Genomic DNA, 20,722 nt, shown 5'->3' with positions numbered 1-20,722 from the left:
CTTGGGATTTCTTGTTTTGATGATCCTCTCCATGCGCAAACATAACCGGATAACGATAAGACATACTATTCTATCCGTGCTATGCTTCGGAATGGCTTCAATAGGGTTATATGGCATGCTGACTTTATCTTCGAACTCCGCTCAGACTGGACAAGATCAGACAGTGGAACGAAATTCAGGTAATGTTACCACAGACAAAGAACAGGAAGCTGCAAATCAGACGAGTCCCTCAGGCTTCCACATGACTACCGAAGAGTTTAAAAACAAGTTTAATGGCGCCGTGGGCAAATACCGACTGAATGGGTTAAGTATTACCCGCTTGAATATGAAAGAGTCTTCCAATCAGGTTACTAGCACTTTCGAGTATGTGTTCAATGACGAATTGCGCCTGGTTGGTGTAGTGAATGCAGATGAGAGCTTACAGGAAGTCACGTTATATGATACTGGTGATACCATAGAACCAACGGGTGGAATTTTTTTGACCGCTATGGCCACGCTCATTCTCACAACCAATAGTGAGTACACGTATAACGATGCACAAGATGTTATTCAGGATATCGGTCTATTGGATCGCGATGTGAATCAGTCAGATTTTGATGGGGTGGCAGTTCGAAATGGATTAGAATATCGCTTCAGCATCCAGGATCATGAACAATCTACTTTTAAAATAACTGTTGCGAAGTGAGATGCATTGGAGTAAAAAGGCCGCTCCATGAAGGAACGGCCTATCGGGTGATATGTTCTATGTACTATAGATTGACTCAGTGGTTGCCACCAAACCAATGATGAACACCTCCGCCATGCGAGATTTACTCAAAAGTTATAGTCTCGCTTTGATTGTTCCAACTCATTTTAAAGGTAATCGGATCTTTCATTTTCTCCGTCTCAGTTATTGTTCCCGACATCGTGAACGGTACCCCTTCTTCATCAAGTGATTTCCCCTGTTGTGATAAATTGTTGCCCGTAAGGTCAAACACAAAATCTTTTATACGCTTTTCATCACCGATGTAGGTTATCGTATAGATCCCTGTCGATCTCTGAAGAGATATATTCCAGTTATCGCTCTTTCCGCGGATGATATCATCCGCACCACAAGCTGAGACAATAGATACAAGCACTATAATACAAAGAATCATTGGCAGTTTATATAATTTCATAAAATCCCTCCTTTTAGGAATATACCCAAAAATGTGAGATGTGATATTTGCCTAATTATCCCCAGCATCTGCTCCAGTATAATGTGTCTTACCTTTGAATCACATGACTAATGATCTTCTGAGCATCGTACTTGACCCATCCCAACAGTGCTGAGCCCCGAGATGTTTGCCAAGGTAGTCCAACATAGTACAGTCCAGCAACCGGTGATACGCCTCTCTCGTGTATCATTTCACCTTTGGAATCAAAAGCAGTATGGATATCGATCCAACTATCATTTCGCTTAAATCCAGTCGCCCAGATCATATTGTCTATTTGTGTCTCACTCCCATCCTCATACAGGATTCGGTCATCTATTGCATTTACAGCACGTGGGCGCACATTAACTTTTCCCTGAGACATTAATTCTTTTAACTCATAACCGTAGACGTACTCTGGCTGATTTCGCAACCATCTTCCAACCCTACGATCTGCACCTGCACGTACTATTCCGAGCTTTTCGAAATACCAGAATATACTTCGTTTCATAATATGCAAAGGCCTAAAGGTAAAATTTCGAGCTATGGATATGTATACCGTTTGTTGTTCATCTGCTGCTAACTCTACGGCGATTTGAGCACCCGAATTGCCTCCGCCTACCACTACTGTTGTCCCAGGGTGCAATTGAGAGCTATTTCGATATTCGGATGAGTGAAGTTGTACTATATTCTCGGAGAATGATTTTGCAAAAGGTGGAACATTTGGGGTCTGGAAAGGCCCTGTGGCAACGATAATATTGCGCGCTTCAATTATTCCATCATTGGTTTCAGCATAGTACACCTCATCTTGCTTGGAGAGACGGGAGATTAAACAGTTTAACTTTATGGGAAGATGCATTTGCTTGGCGTAACTTTCAAAATAATCTGCAATTTCATCTTTGCTTGGCAGATCATTTTCGTTTCCACCAAGCGGCATTCCCGGTAACCCATCATACATTCGTGGAGTAAAAAGACGCAAGGAATCGTACCGTTTACGCCAAGATTCCCCGACAGATGAAGCAGCGTCAACGATTACAAAGGTTAAGCCCGACCTCTGAAGATAGTAACCTGCTGCCAATCCTGCTTGCCCAGCTCCGATAACCAATGCATCGTACATATGAATCATCTCCAATATCATTTATGTATTAATATATGAGCACTTATTCATATGTTTATTTTACTTAAGAGTTGGCTGTTTAGCAAGTGAAGAAATCATCACTGCCTTTTTTTCAAAAAATCATTAAAAAGACTCCCTCGCGGGAGCCTTTACATATTTCAGCTGTGGGTTCGATCTAGCGTAACTTTGAACCTAAATATGATGATATTTTGTTTACCCGTTAGTTATTACCTGGTGTATCGGTCAATGTCATCCATCGCTGACTCGTGCTCTCTTCTATGGTGATCTTCGTGCTGACGGACATCGTTCTTTAACTTCGCTAAGAATCCCCAGCCCATAAAAGCAAGTAGCAGCACCGTAATCAGTGCATATGCAAAGCTATATAGATTCATGAAGAAGTTGATAAATATTGCAGCGAGCATCAAGCCCAGAATCAACAATGTCCATTTCGTACCCTTTCTCAAAATCATTTCCTCCTTAATTAGCGTTTGTTTCCAGAGAAACATTCAATATGCCAGACATCACTTGTGCAGAAGAGGTATTCACATAATACCCACCCGTCGACAGCGCTTTGTCACTATAATATGTATGCTCTTTTCCATCAGCCGGAATACTGCCAGACAAGATCTTCGCTCCACTAGTCGATCCTTCATTAATGGTGAACGTAAAGTGTTTCGAACCCGTGTTTGTAAAACTCACTTTCACCAATGCAGATCCTGCTGCAATATCAAACCGATGCATATTTGCAGTACCCGCGAAATCCTCATTATTGATTACTGTTAATGAAGTACTTATAGATTCATTCGCTTTTACGAATCTCTCTTCATCTTGGGAAGTGAAATTGTAGATTAAGATGATAACCGCAGCAGAAACAAGAACTGCCACTATCATTTTTCTAATATGCTTCATGATATATGGCCCCCAAATCTCAATACTAACCTTCATCATACAACTGTAAATATCTCCTATGCAATAGGAACTATATATAAGGTAAATGCTAGTGACTTATTATGAAAATACTCAACAACACAAAAAACCACTCCTTAATAGATATTAAGAAGTGGTCATTGTTTTATTTATCATTCTAATATTGGCTGCTTCACGAATTCTCGTTACATCTAACGAGAATTCGCTCTGCCAGGCACATGATGCATTTAAGGTTTTTACACCTTTATTACATCATGCCGCCCATTCCACCCATACCGCCCATGTCAGGCATTCCACCGCCAGCACCTGCTGGTTCTGGTTTGTCAGCGATAACCGCTTCAGTAGTCAGGAACATTGCTGCTACGGAAGCAGCGTTTTGCAATGCATAACGTGTTACTTTCGCAGGGTCAACGATACCTGCTTCGATCATGTTAACCCACTCGCCAGTCGCAGCGTTGAAGCCTACGCCAGTTTGTTCTTTTTTCAGACGTTCCACGATTACGGAACCTTCTTCGCCAGCGTTAGCTGCGATTGTACGGATTGGTGCTTCCAAAGCGCGCAGGACGATGTTTACGCCTGTTTGCTCGTCACCGGACAGGGCTACGCCTGCAACCGCGTTGTATACGTTCATGAGCGCTGTACCACCACCGGATACGATACCTTCTTCAACCGCAGCGCGAGTTGCGTTCAGGGCATCTTCGATGCGAAGTTTGCGTTCTTTCAATTCTGTTTCAGTAGCCGCACCGACTTTGATTACTGCTACACCGCCGGACAATTTAGCCAGACGCTCTTGCAGTTTCTCTTTGTCGAACTCGGAAGTTGTTTCTTCCAGTTGTGTACGGATTTGGCTAACACGTGCATCGATATCGGATTTGTTACCAGCACCGTCAACTATGATTGTGTTTTCTTTAGTTACACGGATTTGACGAGCTGTACCCAGTTGTTCCACAACAGCGGATTTCAGGTCCAGACCCAGTTCTTCCGTGATCAATTGGCCACCAGTGAGGGCAGCGATGTCTTGCAGCATTGCTTTACGACGGTCACCGAATCCTGGAGCTTTAACAGCTACAGCATTGAATGTACCACGCAATTTGTTCACAACCAGCATAGCCAGTGCTTCGCCTTCGATATCTTCAGCGATCAATACCAGCGGTTTGCCTTGTTGAACGATTTTCTCAAGCAATGGCAAGATGTCTTGCGTGCTGGAGATTTTTTTGTCTGTGATCAAGATGTACGGATTGTCCAACACAGCTTCCATTTTGTCCGTGTCTGTGATCATGTAAGGAGAGATGTATCCACGGTCGAATTGCATACCTTCAACCACTTCAAGCTCCGTAGCGAATCCACGGGATTCTTCTACAGTGATAACGCCGTCTTTACCTACTTTTTCCATAGCTTCAGCGATCAGTTCGCCTACTTCTTCGTCAGCTGCAGAGATTGCTGCAACTTGTGCGATGGATTGTTTGGTTTCAACCGGTTTGGAGATGGATTGCAATTCAGCAACCGCAGCTTTAACCGCTTTGTCGATCCCTTTACGGATACCGATTGGGCTAGCACCTGCAGTTACGTTTTTCAGACCTTCTGTGATCAGCGCTTGCGCGAGTACAGTTGCTGTTGTAGTACCGTCACCGGCAACATCGTTGGTTTTAGTAGCTACTTCTTTAACCAGTTGTGCACCCATGTTCTCGAATGCATCTTCCAGTTCGATTTCTTTAGCAATCGTTACACCATCGTTAGTGATGAGCGGGCTTCCGAATTTTTTCTCCAGAACCACGTTACGGCCTTTAGGACCGAGTGTTACTTTTACTGCATTAGCCAATGCATCCACACCACGAAGCATGGAGCGACGAGCGTCTTCACTGAATTTAATGTCTTTAGCCATGTTAAGAAAACCTCCCTAGTTTTTGTTGGAAAATGGTATTGCTATATGGTTCGGTTATCCGATTAAATTTGAATTAGTCGAGAATCGCGTGAATATCGCTTTCTTTCATAATCAAATATTCTTTACCTTCGAACTTGATTTCTGTACCGGCATATTTGGAGAAAATAACGCGATCTCCTTCTTTCACTTCCAGAGCCACACGTACGCCGTCTTTCAATGCTCCAGCACCAACTGCAATGATTCTACCCTCTTGCGGTTTTTCTTTGGCGGAGTCCGGGAGTACGATCCCGAAAGAAGTTGTTTGCTCTTGCTCCAGTGGTTCTACCAATACGCGTTCACCTAAAGGTCTGATCATGAAAAATAGCCTCCTTTTGAAATTATATAACGTTACATTGTAGGTTGTAGCCATATGTATTAGCACTCGACAGTGTTCAGTGCTAACAACCAACTTTATGATACTCAACTTGAAGCATGATTTCAAGTCCTTTTGACGAATTCCTGTGAGAATTTACGTTGAATTTACACGAACATAGCCAAAGTACACTGGCTGTGCCTGGTTCTATGTGGAAATTCACTATTCTTATTTTACGAAATTCTTGAGCCCTTCTGCAACGTTAGCAGACAGTCCCTTTCCCATTGTATCCATTGTTGAACATAATATGCCTGCTTGTCCTGCCTAGCTGTGGAACAATCTACAACAATAGCCCGGAAAAGAACAAACCGTCTTCTCCGGGCACATTACAGTTACTGATCATCCTCACTCACACGCATACCAGTCATATACCAGCCACAATGAATGAGATATCCTGTGTTCCATTTTGATACCATCTTATGTTCTAACCTGCATGCTTCTTATCCTCGGCACGGACGTAACGGGATTCGATCTCTTCATCGGCCGCAAGCTGCTTGCGGTATACAATTGCGGATAATAACACACTGATTTCATATAACAGAAGCAAGGGAATCATCACCAGCAGATCGGATATGAAGTCTGGAGGTGTAATCACCACTGCAATGAAGATCAGGACAAAATAAGCAACTCTGCGCATCTTGCGAAGACGAATGGGATTCAGAATCCGCAGTCCTGTCAGAAACATAATAAGTAAAGGAAGCTCGAATAACAGGGACACAGGCAGCACAATGCCAAACAGGAAGCTGAAATACTGTTTCATCCCGTAGGTCTCCACAAGCCCCATCTTCTCCGTAATCGCTGTTGTAAAGGCGAGTGCCATCGGAAATATAACATAATACGAAAAAGCCATCCCTATAAGAAATAACAGAAATACATAAGGCACATACTTCAGCGTTGCTTTTCGTTCGCGCGGTTTAAGCCCCGGACTAACAAACTTCCAGATCTGATACACCGTAAACGGCAGCGTAATGATAAGTGAAAATAAACCCGCAATCTTCATGTAAATGCCAATCCCGTCCCAGAACGAGAAGGCATGCAATACAAAACCTTTGGCCGACTCTGACTTGGTCAGATATTGGTATACCGGGTCCGCTACAAAAAATCCTGCAATCAGTCCCAGCACAAAAATACTTAATACGTAGATCAGCCGCTTCCGCAGCTCACTCAGATGTTCCGTAATCGACATTTCTTCCATTTGCTGCGTCATGCCTGCCCCCCATTATTGCCAGCTTAAAATACAAAACCCTTCCGGCAGGAAGGGATTTCTCTTTCATTGCCGTCAAGATTATTCCGGCAGGCGTTTATCAGCAGGCTTGTCTGCAGGTGTGCTCTCAGCCGCCAGTGGTTTTGCCTTCTCCTGCTCTTTGCGATTGGACGAGTCATCCTCAGAGATAATCTCGCGAGCGCCCTCTTTGAATTCACGGAAGGTACGCCCAACTGCACGTCCCAGTTCCGGAAGTTTGTTGGGTCCAAACAACAACAATGCAATCACGGCCAGCAAAATAAAACCCGTTGGTCCAATGGAACTTAACATTGATATTCCTCCTCGTCTCAAGCTTCAAAGATGCGCATATTCGGCCAGATGTTCATAGATGTCTTCTGCGTCGTTCTTAATTTAAGCCCATCATACCACAGATGTAACCACTTACATAACCCGCAATATTCACAAATAAGAGATATTACCTGAACAATGGTTTATGTCTAATCGGATATCATGCACGAGAGTCCGTACTCGCTTATTGCTTGAACTGACCCGTAACCATCAACAGCGCTTCCGGAAGCTGATCCATAATGGCAGCCAGATGTTCGTGCACACCCTTTGGCGTACCTGGGAGATTGACAATCAGCGTGCGACCACGAATGCCACAGACCCCACGGAACAGCATGGCAGAACGGTTTTTGCTCATTACACTGTACCGCATGGCCTCTGCCATCCCTGGAACTTCCCGTTCAATTACGCGCCGGGTCGCTTCTGGAGTAATATCACGAATGGCCAGCTCCGTTCCACCGGTAGTCAGCACCAGATCGGCGTGAAAATAATCCGTCATCTCAATCAAAGCCGCGATAATCTCATCGGGTTCATCCGGAACGATACGGTACTCCACGATTTGACCACCCAGCTCTTCTTCCACCAGCTCCCGAATGACTTGTGCACTCGTATCCTCACGTTCCCCGCGGGCTCCTTTGTCACTGGCTGTCAGGATTGCTGTTCTCCACACCATAAAGATCACCCTTCTCCTCTATGAAAATAAATATTGTCTATCGGCTGTAATCACCGTTTTTGCCACCACTCTTGGAATTCAGCATGGTTGGACCGATAATCATATCTTTTTGCATGGCCTTGCACATGTCATAGACCGTCAGTGCTGCAGCCGAGGCAGCCGTGAGCGCCTCCATCTCAACACCCGTCTTACCTTCGGTTTTGACAGTAACTTCAATGTGTAATTCATCCACTCCGTTATCATGAAAACGAATATCCACACCCGTCAGTGCCAGCGGATGGCACATCGGAATCCAGTCCGACGTTTTCTTCGCGCCTTGAATCCCGGCAATCTGAGCCACAGCCAGAACATCACCTTTGCCGATTCGGCCCTCCCGAATCGCTTCCAGTGTATCTGGATTCATCGTCACCTTGGTTACGGCCACAGCCGTACGCACGGTAATTTCCTTACCCGAAATATCAACCATCCGGGCCCGCCCCTGTTCATTAAAATGGGTCAGTTTTCCACCCGAAGCCTGGCCGTTGTTCACTTCTGAACTCAATCACATCACAACCCTTTATTCGATATGTAATATACCTTCGGTTGTTATCAACAGATCCATCCGCAGATCGAGCAGGTCCATCGGGATCTCCTCTTGTAACTGACCCGGCAATACCATCGCAGCCATCAAAGGTTTCTTGCCCGTCATCACACATGTTGCTGCAAGCGTCTCGGCAAAACGATCATAATAACCGCCACCGTAACCAATACGCCCCCCATGCAGATCATAACCAAGCCCCGGTACCAGTACGAGATCGATATCCGGCCAATCTTCAGGCTTGAGAACTTCACAGGAATCCTTAGGTTCCGGTATCCCCCATATGCCTGGCTCCAGATCCCGTTCTCCGGTCACTCGCCGTAGCTCCATTCGAGGTGGGTTCGCCAACACTTTCGGTGCATACATCACATCTCCATGATTCCAGCCCTCTTGAAAAAGAAAAGCTGTGGATGCTTCGCTTCCATAGGACAGATAACTGAATATGACGAGTGGTCTGTTCATGACCTTACTCTTGGCCTGTCTAAGGCGATCCAGCTCACGCCTCATTCCAACGTTAATCTTAGTCATCGCCTGCTGATGCATGCTCGCATCCATCAGATCACGGCTCTGTCTCAGTCTGGATCGAAGCTGGCTTTTCAGTTCCGCATGATCCTGCATATCCTTGAATAACCTCCTGTTGATAGGGAAGGTACAAAAAAGCGCTCATTGAAAAACAATTTATATGTTATGACCAGTTGTCATCTTGTTGAAAAGGTTAAAATGATTCATTTTCTGCAAAATCCTCATGTAATAACATGCCTTCTTTCAGTTTATCATTGATTGATCAAAAAGACTACATGCCCCATGCGTTCCCAATCGGTGCAATTGCTCTGTATTTCATGTAAACTGGGATATAGTTGTCATATCAAGAACTGGACCTATGGAGGAACTTAATTTTATGCTGCTGCAAGTATCCGGAATTATCAAACGTTTTGGTGTCGATCCAATCTTGGACGGCGTGAACTTACAAATATTAGAACGCGAGCGCATCGGCCTCGTTGGTGTAAACGGTGCAGGAAAATCCACTTTGCTCAAAATTGTAGCTGGTGAAATGTCTTATGACGGGGGACAGATTTTCAAATCCAAAGAAACGACGCTGGGTTACCTGGCTCAGAATAGCGGGCTGCAATCCGATCGCACCATCTGGGAAGAAATGATGAACGTGTTCGCTCACCTGACACAGGCTGAAGCCGATTTGCGTCAGATGGAGCGCGATATTGCCGACCCTGCCCAGATGGAAGACGAGAAAAAGTACGCGGACCTGCTGGAACGTTATGCGAAACGCTCCGACTGGTTCAAGGACCATGGCGGTTATGAGATGGAAACCCGCATTCGCAGCGTATTGCACGGGATGGGATTCGGGGAATTTTCGCCGGATACCCCCATTGCTACGCTGAGCGGCGGGCAGAAGACACGCCTTGCACTTGCTCGCATTTTGCTTCAGGCACCCGATCTGCTCATGCTGGACGAGCCTACCAACTATCTCGATATCGCCACCCTCACCTGGTTGGAAGATTATCTGAGAGGTTATTCAGGCGCATTGCTCGTGGTATCCCATGACCGGTACTTCCTCGATCGGCTCGTAACGACCATCGTAGAGATCGAACGGCATCGCTCCAAAAAATATACGGGCAATTATAGCCGTTATATGGAACTCAAGGCTGCCGAATATGAGACGCAGATGAAGCAATATGAGAAACAACAGGGTGAAATCTCGAAGATGGAAGATTTTGTCCAGAAAAATATTGTACGTGCATCGACGACCAAACGGGCTCAAAGTCGCCGGAAGGCCCTCGAAAAAATGGAGCGCCTAGATAAGCCGATGGGAGATTTGAAAAAAGCTCATTTTTCCTTCGAAACAGCCGTGATGTCTGGCAAAGAAGTGCTTCGTGTGGATCAACTGTCTGTCGCTTATGACGAGGCTTCTCCATTGTTCCGCAATGTATCCTTCGATCTGCGGCGCGGGGAAACCGTTGCTCTGATCGGTCCAAACGGTATCGGCAAATCCACCATGCTGAAGTGTCTCACCGGAAGTTTACGTCCGGTATCCGGGGATATCCAATGGGGAACGAAAGTCCAGATTGGCTATTATGATCAGGAACAGACGGGGCTCAATCCGTCCAACACGGTTCTGGAAGAACTGTGGAGTGCCTATCCGGGGATGGAAGAAGCACGTATTCGTACCGTACTGGGGAACTTTTTGTTCAGCGGTGACGATGTGCTCAAGAAAATCTCTTCCCTCAGCGGCGGCGAGAAAGCACGTGTCTCTCTATCCAAGCTGATGCTGAAGGAAGCCAATATGCTCATTCTGGACGAGCCTACGAACCATCTCGACCTGTTTGCCAAAGAGGTGCTGGAAGCGGCGTTAATGGATTATGAAGGTACCCTGCTGTTCATTTCCCATGACCGATACTTCCTCAACAAAATGGCCGAGCGCATTGTCGAGCTTCATCCAGGTGGAACAGAACACTATCTCGGAAATTATGATGATTATGTGGAGAAGAAACAGGAGCTTGAGGACATCGCACGCGAAGCTGCTGAGGCACGTCAAGCTTCATCCAAGAACTCTTCCAAATCCGATCCGAGTACAGCAACAACCGAAAAATCTGGAGCGGCTTCGTTCGAAGCGGAAAAACAAGCAAAGCGTGAAGAACGTAACCGGCAACGCAAGCAGGAAGCTCTGGAACAACAGATCGCGGAACTGGAAACAAAAATTACAGAGCTTGAGGAGCAGATGGCTCTGCCTGAAATCTACCAGGATTATATGAAGCTGCAAGAACTCCAGCAACAATCGGAGGAGCGCAAAGCAGAGCTCACCAAGGCGTATGAGGAGTGGGAAGAACTAGCTATGGAATAGCCCAAATTGAGAAACATGGCTTGAACAAGTCCTTACAAATATAGTTGTACCTCGGCTGATTCCTTACTGGGATCAGCTTTTTGTTTAAGTTGGGGTGACTTGTTTTGGATTTTGTCAAATTCACTCGAATGAGGAGAAATATTTTTATACGCCCATCTTTCATACTTATCCACAGCAAAGCAAGATAGCAAGCACATTAATAACCTTAATTATACAGCGGTAGAATAGCCTTTTATACACAAAAACCATATTTATCCACCAAGTTATCCACGTTATCCACAAGTTTGTGGATAGTATGGAGTCGTTCTATCCCCTAAACCCTTTTCGTTTCGAAAACTGCACTGGTTTGACTTTATCCCAGTTACCCACAATTTTCACTGGATATGTGGATAACTATAGTCACACCTTGACAAATAGACTTTCCCTCTCTTCATACTTCCTCCATAAAAAGACAAAAGCAGACCTCTGTCGTTCAAGGCCTGCTCGTTGTTTACTCACATGATGCAATGTAGATCAAATCGAATCGCGATGGGTACTAGCCCTGCTGCACATACGATCTGACCCAGATGATCTACGCGTGTGCTTGTTCATGATGTTCGGAAGGCTCCGCCTTCAGCCCAGCAGCATTGCAAGCCGCCACATAAGCCAAACCGGCAGCCATGACGATATCATTATGTGTTGCCGTTCCCCGGAACTCACGTCCTGCACGCTCCACGGTAACTACAGCCTCCGCACTTGCACCCTCTCCACCGCTCAAGGCATGCATCTCCATATCAACAAAAGCAATGTCATCCGAAATACTCTGACCAATCGCACGAATGGTCGCATCCACTGGACCCCCGCCAACGGCAGAGTAAGACTGTTCTCCAGCACTTGTGCGAATACGAACGGCGGCCATTCGATCTGTCATGCTGCCCGCCGTCACCTGCAATTCAACCAGCTCATAATCCTGTGCGGGAATATTCATGGTCTGGCTAACCATCTGCAGCAACTGGTCGTCACTGACCACTTTTTGCTGGTCTGCGGTTTCTTTGAACACCTCATACAATTGCTCCATTTGTTGCTCATCCGGCTCAAAACCGTATTTGCGAACCCGATCCTTCAGGGCGTGACGACCAGAGTGTTTGCCCAGAATAATCATGCTGCGAGGGATACCCAGCGCTTCCGGGTCCATAATCTCATAAGTGCTCCGATTCTTCAGCAGACCATCCTGATGGATGCCGGATTCATGCTGGAATGCATTACGTCCCACCACCGGTTTGTTGTATGCAATCGGGAAGTGCATGGCACGGCTAATCTGACGAGAAGTCTCATACAGCTGGTTCAGCTTAATGTTGGTCGTTGCACCAATTGCATCTCCCCGGGTCTCCAGAGCCATAATCAGTTCTTCCAGTGCACAGTTCCCCGTCCGTTCTCCGATACCATTAATCGTCACTTCAATCTGGGAAGCCCCATTGGCAATTGCAGCCAAACTATTGGCTACGGCCAGACCCAGATCATTGTGACAGTGTGCACTAAAGCGAACCTGATCGCCGCCTCTTGCACCCTCACGTACCCGGCGGAACATCTCACCATACTCATGTGGAAGAGCATAACCAACGGTATCCGGCAGGTTGATAATACTCGCTCCAGCTTCAATAGCGACTTCAACCATTTCAATCAGATCGTCCATCTTGGTACGAGCCGCATCCATAGCAGTGAACTCTACGATGTCCGTGAACTGACGCGCATAAGATACCATCTCACGAGCGGTAGCCACCACTTCACTACGCGGACGGCGCAGCTGATGCTCTATATGAATATCCGAGGAAGAGATAAACAGGTGAATTCGGCGCCGTGCTGCATCCGCTGTTGCTTGAACGGCTGCATCAATATCACCTTTGACCGCACGCGCGAATCCACAGATCTCCACGTCCTGCAACTGTCTCGAAATCGCCTGAACCGCCGCGAACTCACCTGGACTGGAGATCGGGAATCCAGGCTCAATGACGTCAATCCCCAGAGATGCCAGTTGGTGTGCCAGTTCGATCTTTTGCTCGGGTTGCAGACTCGCTCCCGGTGCCTGTTCTCCATCGCGCAGCGTTGTATCAAAAATCTCAATCATGCGTTTGTTATTAATCGTTGTCATATTCATCAACCTCCATCAAATTTTATATTCATTTTTGTTACGATCCACGAGCCATAGAACACCCGCTGATCGCCATCAATGTTGTTATATATTTTGTTTGTAAATGCGTATGTCGTTAGTAGCTTAGTCCTTGGTAATCATTAGAGCCTATTGCATATTTAGTGCCTATACTTGATATTTCATGTTCATTTACTCGATGTTCCATATTCATTGCTCGTTTGTTAAATAGCCTACTTGCTTGTGACAGGCTGTACGTCGACTTACACCCTGTCTTTCTCCCTTTTCAATCTCCATATGGTTTATCCCATGCCCACCCTGCTGCCGGCAGCAAACACAAATAACCCGCCATCTCATATAAGAGACGGCGGGTTATTATCCCCTCCGCGGTACCACTCTCGCTTGATAGGTCAGGCTTGCGCCGGACTCCATCCACCTCGTCGTCTCCGATATCCGCTGAATGTGCGTGCACGTACATTCATCACTGGAATTCGGAGAAACACCCTATAACGCGGGTTAACCGTTGCTGTGTAACACATGTCGTTGTCCATCAGGACAACTGGACGATTGATATCATCCCCACGCTTCCACAACTCCGTTCCCGGGCGAGATTCGAATGACTTAAGCCACTGCGTCGCACCACCCCGCAGCTCTCTGAGCGCTTTATCATTCTACTGCTCCCGTTCATCACATTTATCATATGACCTAAATTCAATCATCCTTATTTTAAAAATCAAAAAAAGCCTGCCACCTCATGCAATAATGCAAGAGACGACAGGCTGTTCACCTTCGCGGTACCACTCTTGTTGACTTCCTTCCTGTTCATTCAAGAGAACCCCTAGATGCTTTCGCACCTCCGGATCACTTGAAGCAGCCTGAAAGCCCCCTCAGTTATTGTCGGCAATCCTTGTAATAACGGTCCTTCCGACAACGGCCCATTCACGGAGGCAACCCGTAACCATGTACTTTGGGCCATAATCGGCCTTCGGATTCTCCCGGGGAGTCACCGTGTTCCATCGTTCCGCTTCCAGGTGAGTTTCAGGTTTCCTTCGACTGCGTTGCACCAACCCGCAGCTCTCTAAACCGGGAATTGACCTTACTGTTCCTGTTCATCGCGTTTATTCATTCAGGAAAATAACTTCCTGTTTAAATTTGTAACTAATATACATTCTTCACATGCAGGCTGTCAACTCTTAATCTCAAACGGCCTGTTTATAGGGACTGAACGGACCATGCCTCCAGGGAAAGCCCCGGGTCAGCTTTGGCATCAAATTCAGAGATTTCTCCCCGCTGCCATTTCAGATATGCAGCCGCTCCGATCATGGCCGCGTTATCCGTACAATATTCCATTGGCGGGATTAACAGCTCAAGCCCTTCCTTCGTGCATCGCTCCTGTAATGCAGAGCGCAATCCCCGGTTAGCGGCAACACCACCACACAACAGCAATTGTTTTGAACCATACTCACGAACGGCTCTTACTGCTTTCTCCACCAGGACTTCTACGACAGCTTCCTGGAAACCACGTGCAACGGCAGATGGCTCCAAGGTTTCTCCGCGCATTTTAGCCTGATTGAGCGCATTCAGTACAGCAGACTTCAGACCACTGAGACTGAAATCATACGAACCTGTTTCCAGCCACACCCGCGGTAGCGGCACCACGTTCTCCGCTTCAGACGCCATTCGGTCTACATGCGGACCTCCCGGATACGGACAGCCCAATGCACGCGCTACTTTGTCATACGCTTCGCCGACGGCATCATCTCGCGTACGACCAATCAACTTGAACTTGCCTTCGGATTCCATATGCACAAGTTCTGTATGTCCACCGGATACGACCAATGCCATCGCCGGGTATTGCAGTTCATGGGTAAGTCGGTTGGCATAGATATGCCCAGCAATATGATGTGTGCCAATGAGCGGTTTGCCCAGTGCCATTGCCAGCGTTTTGGCCGCAACAATGCCTACCAGCAATGCCCCAACGAGTCCCGGGCCTTGCGTCACGGCAATTGCACTCAGATCACGCGGACGAATACCGGATTGTTCGATCGCCTGTTCTAGCATCAACGTAATGACTTCCACGTGTTTACGTGAAGCGACTTCAGGGACCACACCACCGAATGCCTTATGCGTCTCGATCTGACTTGAGATCAGATTGGACAGCACTTCCCGTCCGTCCTTGACTACAGCTACCGATGTTTCATCACAGCTTGTCTCCACCGCCAAAATGTAGGATGGTGCAGAATTTATTTTTTCATTGAGTTCGTTCATGAATCCAGTACGCTTCCTTCCTCTTCGCCGCTCCGGCCTGCAGACGGCAAGTTCGCCCACATAATCATCGCATCTTCCCCATTATCGGAGTAATACCCTTTACGAAGACCCGCCGATTCAAACCCTTTTTTCTGATATAAACGCTGAGCTATGCTGTTCGACACTCTGACCTCCAGCGTCATTCGTTCCATCCCGAGATAAGCCGCTGTACTCATTAATTCATCCAGTAACTTTTCGCCAAGCTTGCGTCCACGATACGCGCCTCTGACTGCAATATTGGTAATATGGGCTTCATCCATAATCGTCCACATTCCGGCATAACCAATGGCTTTGCCTTCCAATTCCATCACCATATATTTAGCAAATTGATTGTGTGTCAATTCATTTTGAAATGCTTCTTCTGTCCAAGGCAGGGTAAAGGCCTCATGTTCAATCTCCATCACATCGGGAATATCCGCGAGTGTCATGAACCTGAACTGAAGCGATGCTTCCTGCTTGTTATTCGCCACGTTGTCCATCTGCTTCCCCCCTTTAGTGCGTGTTCAAAAAGACCGGTTTTCAGTACCGAGAAGATGGGATGAAGCTAGAAATGGAGTAGCGGAGCGTAGTCAAAACTACGTGAGCAACTACAATGTTTCCAAAGGAAACATGCTTCGTAAGCCCCGCTTATTTCGGCTGAATTCCATATTCGATGCTGATGATGCCGCTAGGCATCCTTCGTAATCAAAAGCGGACTTTTTGAACAACCTCTTTTAGCCTTTGCGCAGCAGATTGGCTTCCGCTTCAGACAACTGGGTGTAGTTCGGCACCAGCGCATGCACGTCATCACGTTGACCTGCAAGCAGCGCGGCGGCGCCTAGGCGCCCAACCCAGCGGCCTTCCAGCTCATAAGGTACGAGCTGGAGCGCCGTTCCTGCGGGGCAGCGAAGCTCCGCCGCTGCCGCAGCATGAGGGCCCGTCTCGCCGACGAACCAGACGGCTGCGGGCCGCTCTTCCGGCGCCGCCTCCGCCATGCGGGCGGCGAGGGCTTCCAGCCATCCGTCCATCTTGCGGATGGCATCAGGCGCCAGACGCCGGGGCGCATCGCTCCCGGCGGAGGCAAACAGCGCGGTGCACGCTTGACCGCGCCTTGCATCCACAAGCGGAACGATCCAGTGGACAGGGGCAGCACCTGTGCTGCCCTGGTCCGCGGATGGCGTTCCGCCAGCCCCTGCTGCGGCATCGTCTGCCGCAGCTTCTGCCTTGGCGGCAAGGCCGCTGTGCCAGCCGCCCCAGGCGAGGGCCTGAAGGCTGGACACCCCGGCTACGGGGATGTCCCACGCCCAGGCCAGTGTCTTCGCCGCGGTCACCGCAATGCGGATGCCCGTGTACGAGCCTGGCCCAACGCCAACGGCAATGCCATCCAGTTGGCCAGGCTGTGTGCTGCTGGCGGCCAGCAGCTGTTCCATCACCGGTACAACGTGTACCGAATGGTTGCGCTCAGCCCGTTCATTGCGTTCTTCCAGAAGCGCATGACCTTCCATCATCGCAGCAGCCATTACTGCGGTGGATGTATCCAACGCCAAAAACCGCTGACGCGGCTCTTTTTGTAAATCTTCCATCATCATTTGACCCCATTCTGTCTGAACTGTCGGCACAAGGCTGCATAAGTCTCGCCGTACCCATCCAGTGTAATCGTTCGATCCTCCAGGCCCGTTGTTTCAATCTGCACATGCAAGTGCTCTTGCGGCAGCAATTCGGGAATGATACTCGACCACTCCACCAGACTGACTCCGGCTCCATAGAAATATTCATCAAGTCCAAGCTCATCCGCTTCTTCCAGCGATATGCGATATACATCCATGTGATATAAAGGCAGACGCCCTTCGTACTCCTTGATTAGCGTGAATGTGGGACTGCTCACCACATCACGTACACCCAAATGCCAGGCAAATTTCTGCGAAAATGCCGTTTTACCCGCACCCAGATCACCATCCAAAGCAATTACCATGCCGGCGTTTGCCTGTCTGGCGAGTGCGGAAGCGAGTGCTTCTGTATCTGCAATGCCATGGGATAAAAACACCCACTGCTCGTGCGTCTGATTCAATATTCGCCCCACCTTTGGCGGTCTAGCCGCCTGAGTTCACTTTGAACCTTATTATATCGGTCCCTTTCTTCCCCCGCAACAACCCTAGCAAAAACCAAAAACCGGCACCTCCCGGTACCGGCTGTGTTATACATATATTCAGCTTTTATTCATTCTCGAATTGCTTAATAACAATATGCTACTTGTACCTACTCCTCCAAGCGATCCACACGTACCGTCTGGGTATTTCCTGGTCTGCTGCCAACCTGAACGGTCGCCATACCATTGGCTTCATCCACATTCTCGATCCAGACCGGATCTCCTTCCAGCGTAACGGCAATCGTATCCTTGGAATCATATATCGCTTTGGCACGCTTTGCATCCATCATCTTATTCATACTCCCCTTCCGGATCCTCATGTGATTCTCGAACCATGCTATCTGTTGTACTTTCACCAATATAACCGTTATCGTCCGTAACTTGTCCCCCACCTAACCCTTCATTCACCATCCGGTCAATGTCAAGCATGAACGACTCCCGATCAAGGGGCAATTTTTCTGAGGTTACCGCTTCCCAGTTCACAGCTGTAGCGGGTGTATAGAATTCTTCTGCGCTTTCGGCTTCCGCAAGGGGATACGGAGAAAACGCATGCTTGTGTGCTTCCTCTTCATCCCGTCTGTTCTTCATTTCAGCACCTCCCAGCTTAATCATTGTGAGATCACTTCTGTTATCATCCCCGAGTCTCGTCGAACCATACGAATTCGTTCGTCCATAAGACGATTATCCCTTGCGCCATATGCCCATACTATTGAATATAAATCCGTGTTCAACAAATCCGGTTTTAAGTAACGGACATTCGGCTGACGTAATCAAAAGCTGAATTTTTGAACACCCTTTCGAAAGGAGCCGACCTATGCATACCGTCTGGAAAGGCGCAATCAGTTTTGGCCTTGTTCATGTCCCTGTCAAAATGTTCTCGGCTACCGAAGACAAAGACATCTCCATGCGCTATATCCATAAAGTCTGCGGCAGCCCGCTCGCTTATGTTCGCCAATGTCCATCCTGTGAAGTGGACGTCAAATGGGAAGAGATCACCAAAGGCTATGAATATGAAAAAGGAAAGTTCGTACTCTTCGAAAAAGATGAATTAGAAGCGTTAAATGATTCCACCAACAAAACCATCACCATACTGGATTTTGTAGACTTAACTGAGATTGACCCGATTTATTTTCAGAAAACATATTATCTTTCGCCCGATCAGGCCGGGGGAAATGCCTACCAACTGTTGATGAACGCGATGCGGGATACCGGCAAAATCGGCATCGCCAAAATCTCCATTCGTTCCAAGAGCAGTCTGGCTGCCATACGCGTGTTGGAAGATTGCCTCTCCATGGAGACGATTTTCTATCCGGACGAGATTCGTCCTGTCTCCCAGGTGCCTAACTTGCCGGAAGTGCAAAACGTGAATAAGAAGGAACTCACGATGGCAAAGCTGTTGATTGATCAATTGTCTACGCCTTTTGAACCTGGTAAATACACCGATGACTATCGCAACAAACTGCTGGATCTTATCCAGCACAAAGTGGCAGGCGAAGAAATCAAGATTGCTCCAGCCAAACCTGAAGCCAATGTGATGGATTTGATGGCTGCCTTACAAGCAAGCATCGAGGCGGTGAAACCTATTCCGGCTGACCCTGGGACAACAACAGCCAAACCGAAGAAACGCACAGCGCGAAAAACGTCCGCTCAGGCGGCTGCCGGAGGGGAATCCGATGCACCTGCACCAGCCAAAAGGAAAAAGGCAGCACCCAAACCAAAAGTTTGAATGTCGTCAACGCAAGAACGATTCCGTTATCTGCTCATGTAATGAAATTTACTCCAATCCGGCTTCACAGTCGGATTTTTTTGTTTTTGTAAAATGCGATTGACGAAAGCTGATTTATATTTTATATTAACTTATGAAAAGTAACTTATTTATGAATATACAGTCACTCTGCAATCCTGCTTTAACAACATGCAATCTAATAATTCATCTTCAACGCATATACACATTCAAACGAGAACCTATATTATTTATTATCAGGAGGAAACAATCATGAATACGCCGTATCAAATCCCTGCGACAACCCATCTGGGTGAAGTGAGTCTCCGAATTATGAACCTGGACCGTTCGATTAAGTTCTATACCGATGTAGTTGGATTGAAATTACTGGAGCGGAGTGACAAAGTGGCTACGTTGACAGCTGACGGAAAACATTCCCTGCTGCGATTGGAAGAGCTCACGGATGGCATTACCCTGCCGGAACGCTCACACGCTGGCTTGTATCATTTCGCCATTCTGCTGCCTGACCGTAAGTCCCTGGGTCTCGCTCTTCGTAATCTGGCTGCATCCGGTATCGATATCGGTCAAGGCGATCACTTGGTCAGTGAAGCCTTCTATATCTCCGATCCTGATCAGAACGGAATTGAGATCTATGCTGACCGCGCACGTGATACCTGGAAACGGGATAGCGACAATAACTACGTGATGGCAAGTGATCCGGTTGATGTGGAAAGCCTGTTTGCCATATCGGAGAATGAACCTTGGCAAGGTCTGCCTGCTGGCACAGTTATCGGTCACGTTCATTTCCATGTCCGCAGCCTGGAAGAAGCCCGCAACTTCTACACCGGCATACTCGGTTTTGATATCGTGGGTAACTTCGCCAACATGTCAGCACTATTTGTATCCGCAGGCGGCTATCATCATCATCTGGGACTCAATATCTGGGCAGGAGTGAATGCACCTGTCAATCCAGATAACGCTACAGGAATTGATTACTTCACCATTGTGTACGCCACCAAGGAACAATTGGAACAGGCACTTGAACAATTACGTCAATCCGGTGCAGTCGTTACACCAGTAGAGGACACTTGGTTTACGGTAGACCCACAGAATATTCGTATACGTCTGACAACTGCGAACTGATTCTATGTAGCCGTTATAATACAATATGATTGCTTAACCACATGTTAATAAGCCCGGGTAACTGATTTCTCTACATCACAGAGAGGTCGGCTGCACGGGCTTTTTACATTGGCTTTTATAAAACTGGCACAAT

General features: G+C 47.4%; 22 protein-coding genes and 2 other annotated features. Of the genes, 4 read left to right on the top strand and 18 right to left on the bottom strand.

The window, feature by feature from the left end; translation table 11 throughout:
• Nucleotides 1–115: 115 nt before the first annotated feature.
• A complete protein-coding gene (locus tag MKZ12_RS06625) occupies nucleotides 116–685 on the top strand; it encodes a hypothetical protein (RefSeq protein ID WP_339259449.1) in 570 nt (189 codons plus the stop codon).
• Nucleotides 686–809: 124 nt separating this feature from the next.
• Here MKZ12_RS06625 and MKZ12_RS06620 read toward each other — a convergent pair whose 3' ends face one another.
• The 11 genes from MKZ12_RS06620 to MKZ12_RS06570 form a co-directional block, all read right to left on the bottom strand.
• A complete protein-coding gene (locus MKZ12_RS06620; protein ID WP_339259447.1) occupies nucleotides 810–1,157 on the bottom strand; it encodes a hypothetical protein in 348 nt (115 codons plus the stop codon).
• Between the two features lie 88 nt (nucleotides 1,158–1,245).
• Nucleotides 1,246–2,289 (bottom strand): NAD(P)/FAD-dependent oxidoreductase, encoded by a 1,044-nt coding sequence (locus MKZ12_RS06615; RefSeq protein ID WP_339259445.1) that lies wholly within the window; start codon nucleotides 2,287–2,289, stop codon nucleotides 1,246–1,248.
• Between the two features lie 227 nt (nucleotides 2,290–2,516).
• A complete protein-coding gene (locus MKZ12_RS06610; RefSeq protein WP_339259444.1) occupies nucleotides 2,517–2,759 on the bottom strand; it encodes a hypothetical protein in 243 nt (80 codons plus the stop codon).
• Nucleotides 2,760–2,766: 7 nt separating this feature from the next.
• Nucleotides 2,767–3,198 carry a hypothetical protein gene (locus MKZ12_RS06605; protein ID WP_339259443.1) on the bottom strand — a complete coding sequence of 144 codons (432 nt, stop codon included), beginning with the start codon at nucleotides 3,196–3,198 and terminating at the stop codon, nucleotides 2,767–2,769.
• 265 nt (nucleotides 3,199–3,463) lie between these two features.
• The gene (groL, locus tag MKZ12_RS06600; RefSeq protein WP_094939589.1) at nucleotides 3,464–5,098 is read right to left on the bottom strand and encodes a chaperonin GroEL; all 1,635 of its coding nucleotides are present in this window, start codon (nucleotides 5,096–5,098) and stop codon (nucleotides 3,464–3,466) included.
• Nucleotides 5,099–5,171: 73 nt separating this feature from the next.
• Nucleotides 5,172–5,453 (bottom strand): co-chaperone GroES, encoded by a 282-nt coding sequence (gene groES / locus MKZ12_RS06595; protein WP_153977313.1) that lies wholly within the window; start codon nucleotides 5,451–5,453, stop codon nucleotides 5,172–5,174.
• 481 nt (nucleotides 5,454–5,934) lie between these two features.
• The gene (gene tatC, locus MKZ12_RS06590; RefSeq protein ID WP_339240316.1) at nucleotides 5,935–6,717 is read right to left on the bottom strand and encodes a twin-arginine translocase subunit TatC; all 783 of its coding nucleotides are present in this window, start codon (nucleotides 6,715–6,717) and stop codon (nucleotides 5,935–5,937) included.
• Between the two features lie 78 nt (nucleotides 6,718–6,795).
• The gene (gene tatA / locus MKZ12_RS06585) at nucleotides 6,796–7,044 is read right to left on the bottom strand and encodes a twin-arginine translocase TatA/TatE family subunit (protein ID WP_036611264.1); all 249 of its coding nucleotides are present in this window, start codon (nucleotides 7,042–7,044) and stop codon (nucleotides 6,796–6,798) included.
• Nucleotides 7,045–7,246: 202 nt separating this feature from the next.
• Nucleotides 7,247–7,732, bottom strand: coding sequence for a MogA/MoaB family molybdenum cofactor biosynthesis protein (locus tag MKZ12_RS06580; protein WP_017690080.1), 486 nt, complete (start codon nucleotides 7,730–7,732; stop codon nucleotides 7,247–7,249).
• Nucleotides 7,733–7,769: 37 nt separating this feature from the next.
• A complete protein-coding gene (gene moaC, locus MKZ12_RS06575; RefSeq protein WP_223869015.1) occupies nucleotides 7,770–8,273 on the bottom strand; it encodes a cyclic pyranopterin monophosphate synthase MoaC in 504 nt (167 codons plus the stop codon).
• A gap of 15 nt (nucleotides 8,274–8,288) precedes the next feature.
• Nucleotides 8,289–8,927, bottom strand: a complete 639-nt coding sequence (locus MKZ12_RS06570; protein WP_339240315.1) for a 5-formyltetrahydrofolate cyclo-ligase — start codon at nucleotides 8,925–8,927, stop codon at nucleotides 8,289–8,291.
• Nucleotides 8,928–9,207: 280 nt separating this feature from the next.
• On the opposite strand from MKZ12_RS06570, the gene MKZ12_RS06565 reads away from it, so the two are divergent.
• Complete coding sequence (locus tag MKZ12_RS06565; protein ID WP_339240314.1) at nucleotides 9,208–11,166, top strand: ABC-F family ATP-binding cassette domain-containing protein; 1,959 nt, start codon at nucleotides 9,208–9,210, stop codon at nucleotides 11,164–11,166.
• A 571-nt stretch (nucleotides 11,167–11,737) separates the two neighbouring features.
• Here the strand turns inward: MKZ12_RS06565 and MKZ12_RS06560 are convergent.
• From MKZ12_RS06560 to MKZ12_RS06530, 7 genes are all read right to left on the bottom strand, one after another.
• Complete coding sequence (locus MKZ12_RS06560; RefSeq protein WP_339259442.1) at nucleotides 11,738–13,294, bottom strand: 2-isopropylmalate synthase; 1,557 nt, start codon at nucleotides 13,292–13,294, stop codon at nucleotides 11,738–11,740.
• A gap of 354 nt (nucleotides 13,295–13,648) precedes the next feature.
• Nucleotides 13,649–13,988, bottom strand: a binding site (T-box leader).
• Between the two features lie 67 nt (nucleotides 13,989–14,055).
• Nucleotides 14,056–14,413: a binding site (T-box leader), on the bottom strand.
• Between the two features lie 90 nt (nucleotides 14,414–14,503).
• Complete coding sequence (gene tsaD / locus MKZ12_RS06555) at nucleotides 14,504–15,559, bottom strand: tRNA (adenosine(37)-N6)-threonylcarbamoyltransferase complex transferase subunit TsaD (RefSeq protein WP_339259440.1); 1,056 nt, start codon at nucleotides 15,557–15,559, stop codon at nucleotides 14,504–14,506.
• Entirely contained in the window at nucleotides 15,556–16,077 is a 522-nt protein-coding gene (gene rimI / locus MKZ12_RS06550) for a ribosomal protein S18-alanine N-acetyltransferase (protein ID WP_237176573.1), read from the bottom strand. The genes tsaD and rimI overlap by 4 nt, the downstream gene beginning before the upstream one ends.
• 234 nt (nucleotides 16,078–16,311) lie before the next feature.
• Nucleotides 16,312–17,166 carry a tRNA (adenosine(37)-N6)-threonylcarbamoyltransferase complex dimerization subunit type 1 TsaB gene (tsaB, locus tag MKZ12_RS06545; RefSeq protein WP_339240311.1) on the bottom strand — a complete coding sequence of 285 codons (855 nt, stop codon included), beginning with the start codon at nucleotides 17,164–17,166 and terminating at the stop codon, nucleotides 16,312–16,314.
• Nucleotides 17,163–17,645 carry a tRNA (adenosine(37)-N6)-threonylcarbamoyltransferase complex ATPase subunit type 1 TsaE gene (tsaE, locus tag MKZ12_RS06540; RefSeq protein ID WP_339240310.1) on the bottom strand — a complete coding sequence of 161 codons (483 nt, stop codon included), beginning with the start codon at nucleotides 17,643–17,645 and terminating at the stop codon, nucleotides 17,163–17,165. Before tsaE ends, tsaB begins: the two co-directional genes overlap by 4 nt.
• Before the next feature lie 188 nt (nucleotides 17,646–17,833).
• On the bottom strand, nucleotides 17,834–18,010 hold the full coding sequence (locus tag MKZ12_RS06535; RefSeq protein ID WP_026081228.1) for an H-type small acid-soluble spore protein: 177 nt from the start codon (nucleotides 18,008–18,010) through the stop codon (nucleotides 17,834–17,836).
• A 4-nt stretch (nucleotides 18,011–18,014) separates the two neighbouring features.
• Nucleotides 18,015–18,311: a hypothetical protein gene (locus MKZ12_RS06530; protein WP_339240309.1), complete on the bottom strand. Its 297-nt coding sequence runs from the start codon at nucleotides 18,309–18,311 to the stop codon at nucleotides 18,015–18,017.
• Between the two features lie 226 nt (nucleotides 18,312–18,537).
• Between MKZ12_RS06530 and MKZ12_RS06525 the strand changes: the two genes are divergently transcribed.
• The gene (locus MKZ12_RS06525) at nucleotides 18,538–19,449 is read left to right on the top strand and encodes a Ku protein (protein ID WP_339259439.1); all 912 of its coding nucleotides are present in this window, start codon (nucleotides 18,538–18,540) and stop codon (nucleotides 19,447–19,449) included.
• 270 nt (nucleotides 19,450–19,719) lie between these two features.
• Nucleotides 19,720–20,589, top strand: coding sequence for a VOC family protein (locus tag MKZ12_RS06520; RefSeq protein ID WP_339259437.1), 870 nt, complete (start codon nucleotides 19,720–19,722; stop codon nucleotides 20,587–20,589).
• Nucleotides 20,590–20,722: the final 133 nt, after the last annotated feature.

This window comes from Paenibacillus sp. FSL R5-0713 (genome assembly GCF_037973325.1).
In the GTDB taxonomy this organism is placed as follows: domain Bacteria; phylum Bacillota; class Bacilli; order Paenibacillales; family Paenibacillaceae; genus Paenibacillus.
Note: the sequence above shows the minus strand (reverse complement) of the source record. Positions and strands in the feature narration are given on the sequence as shown.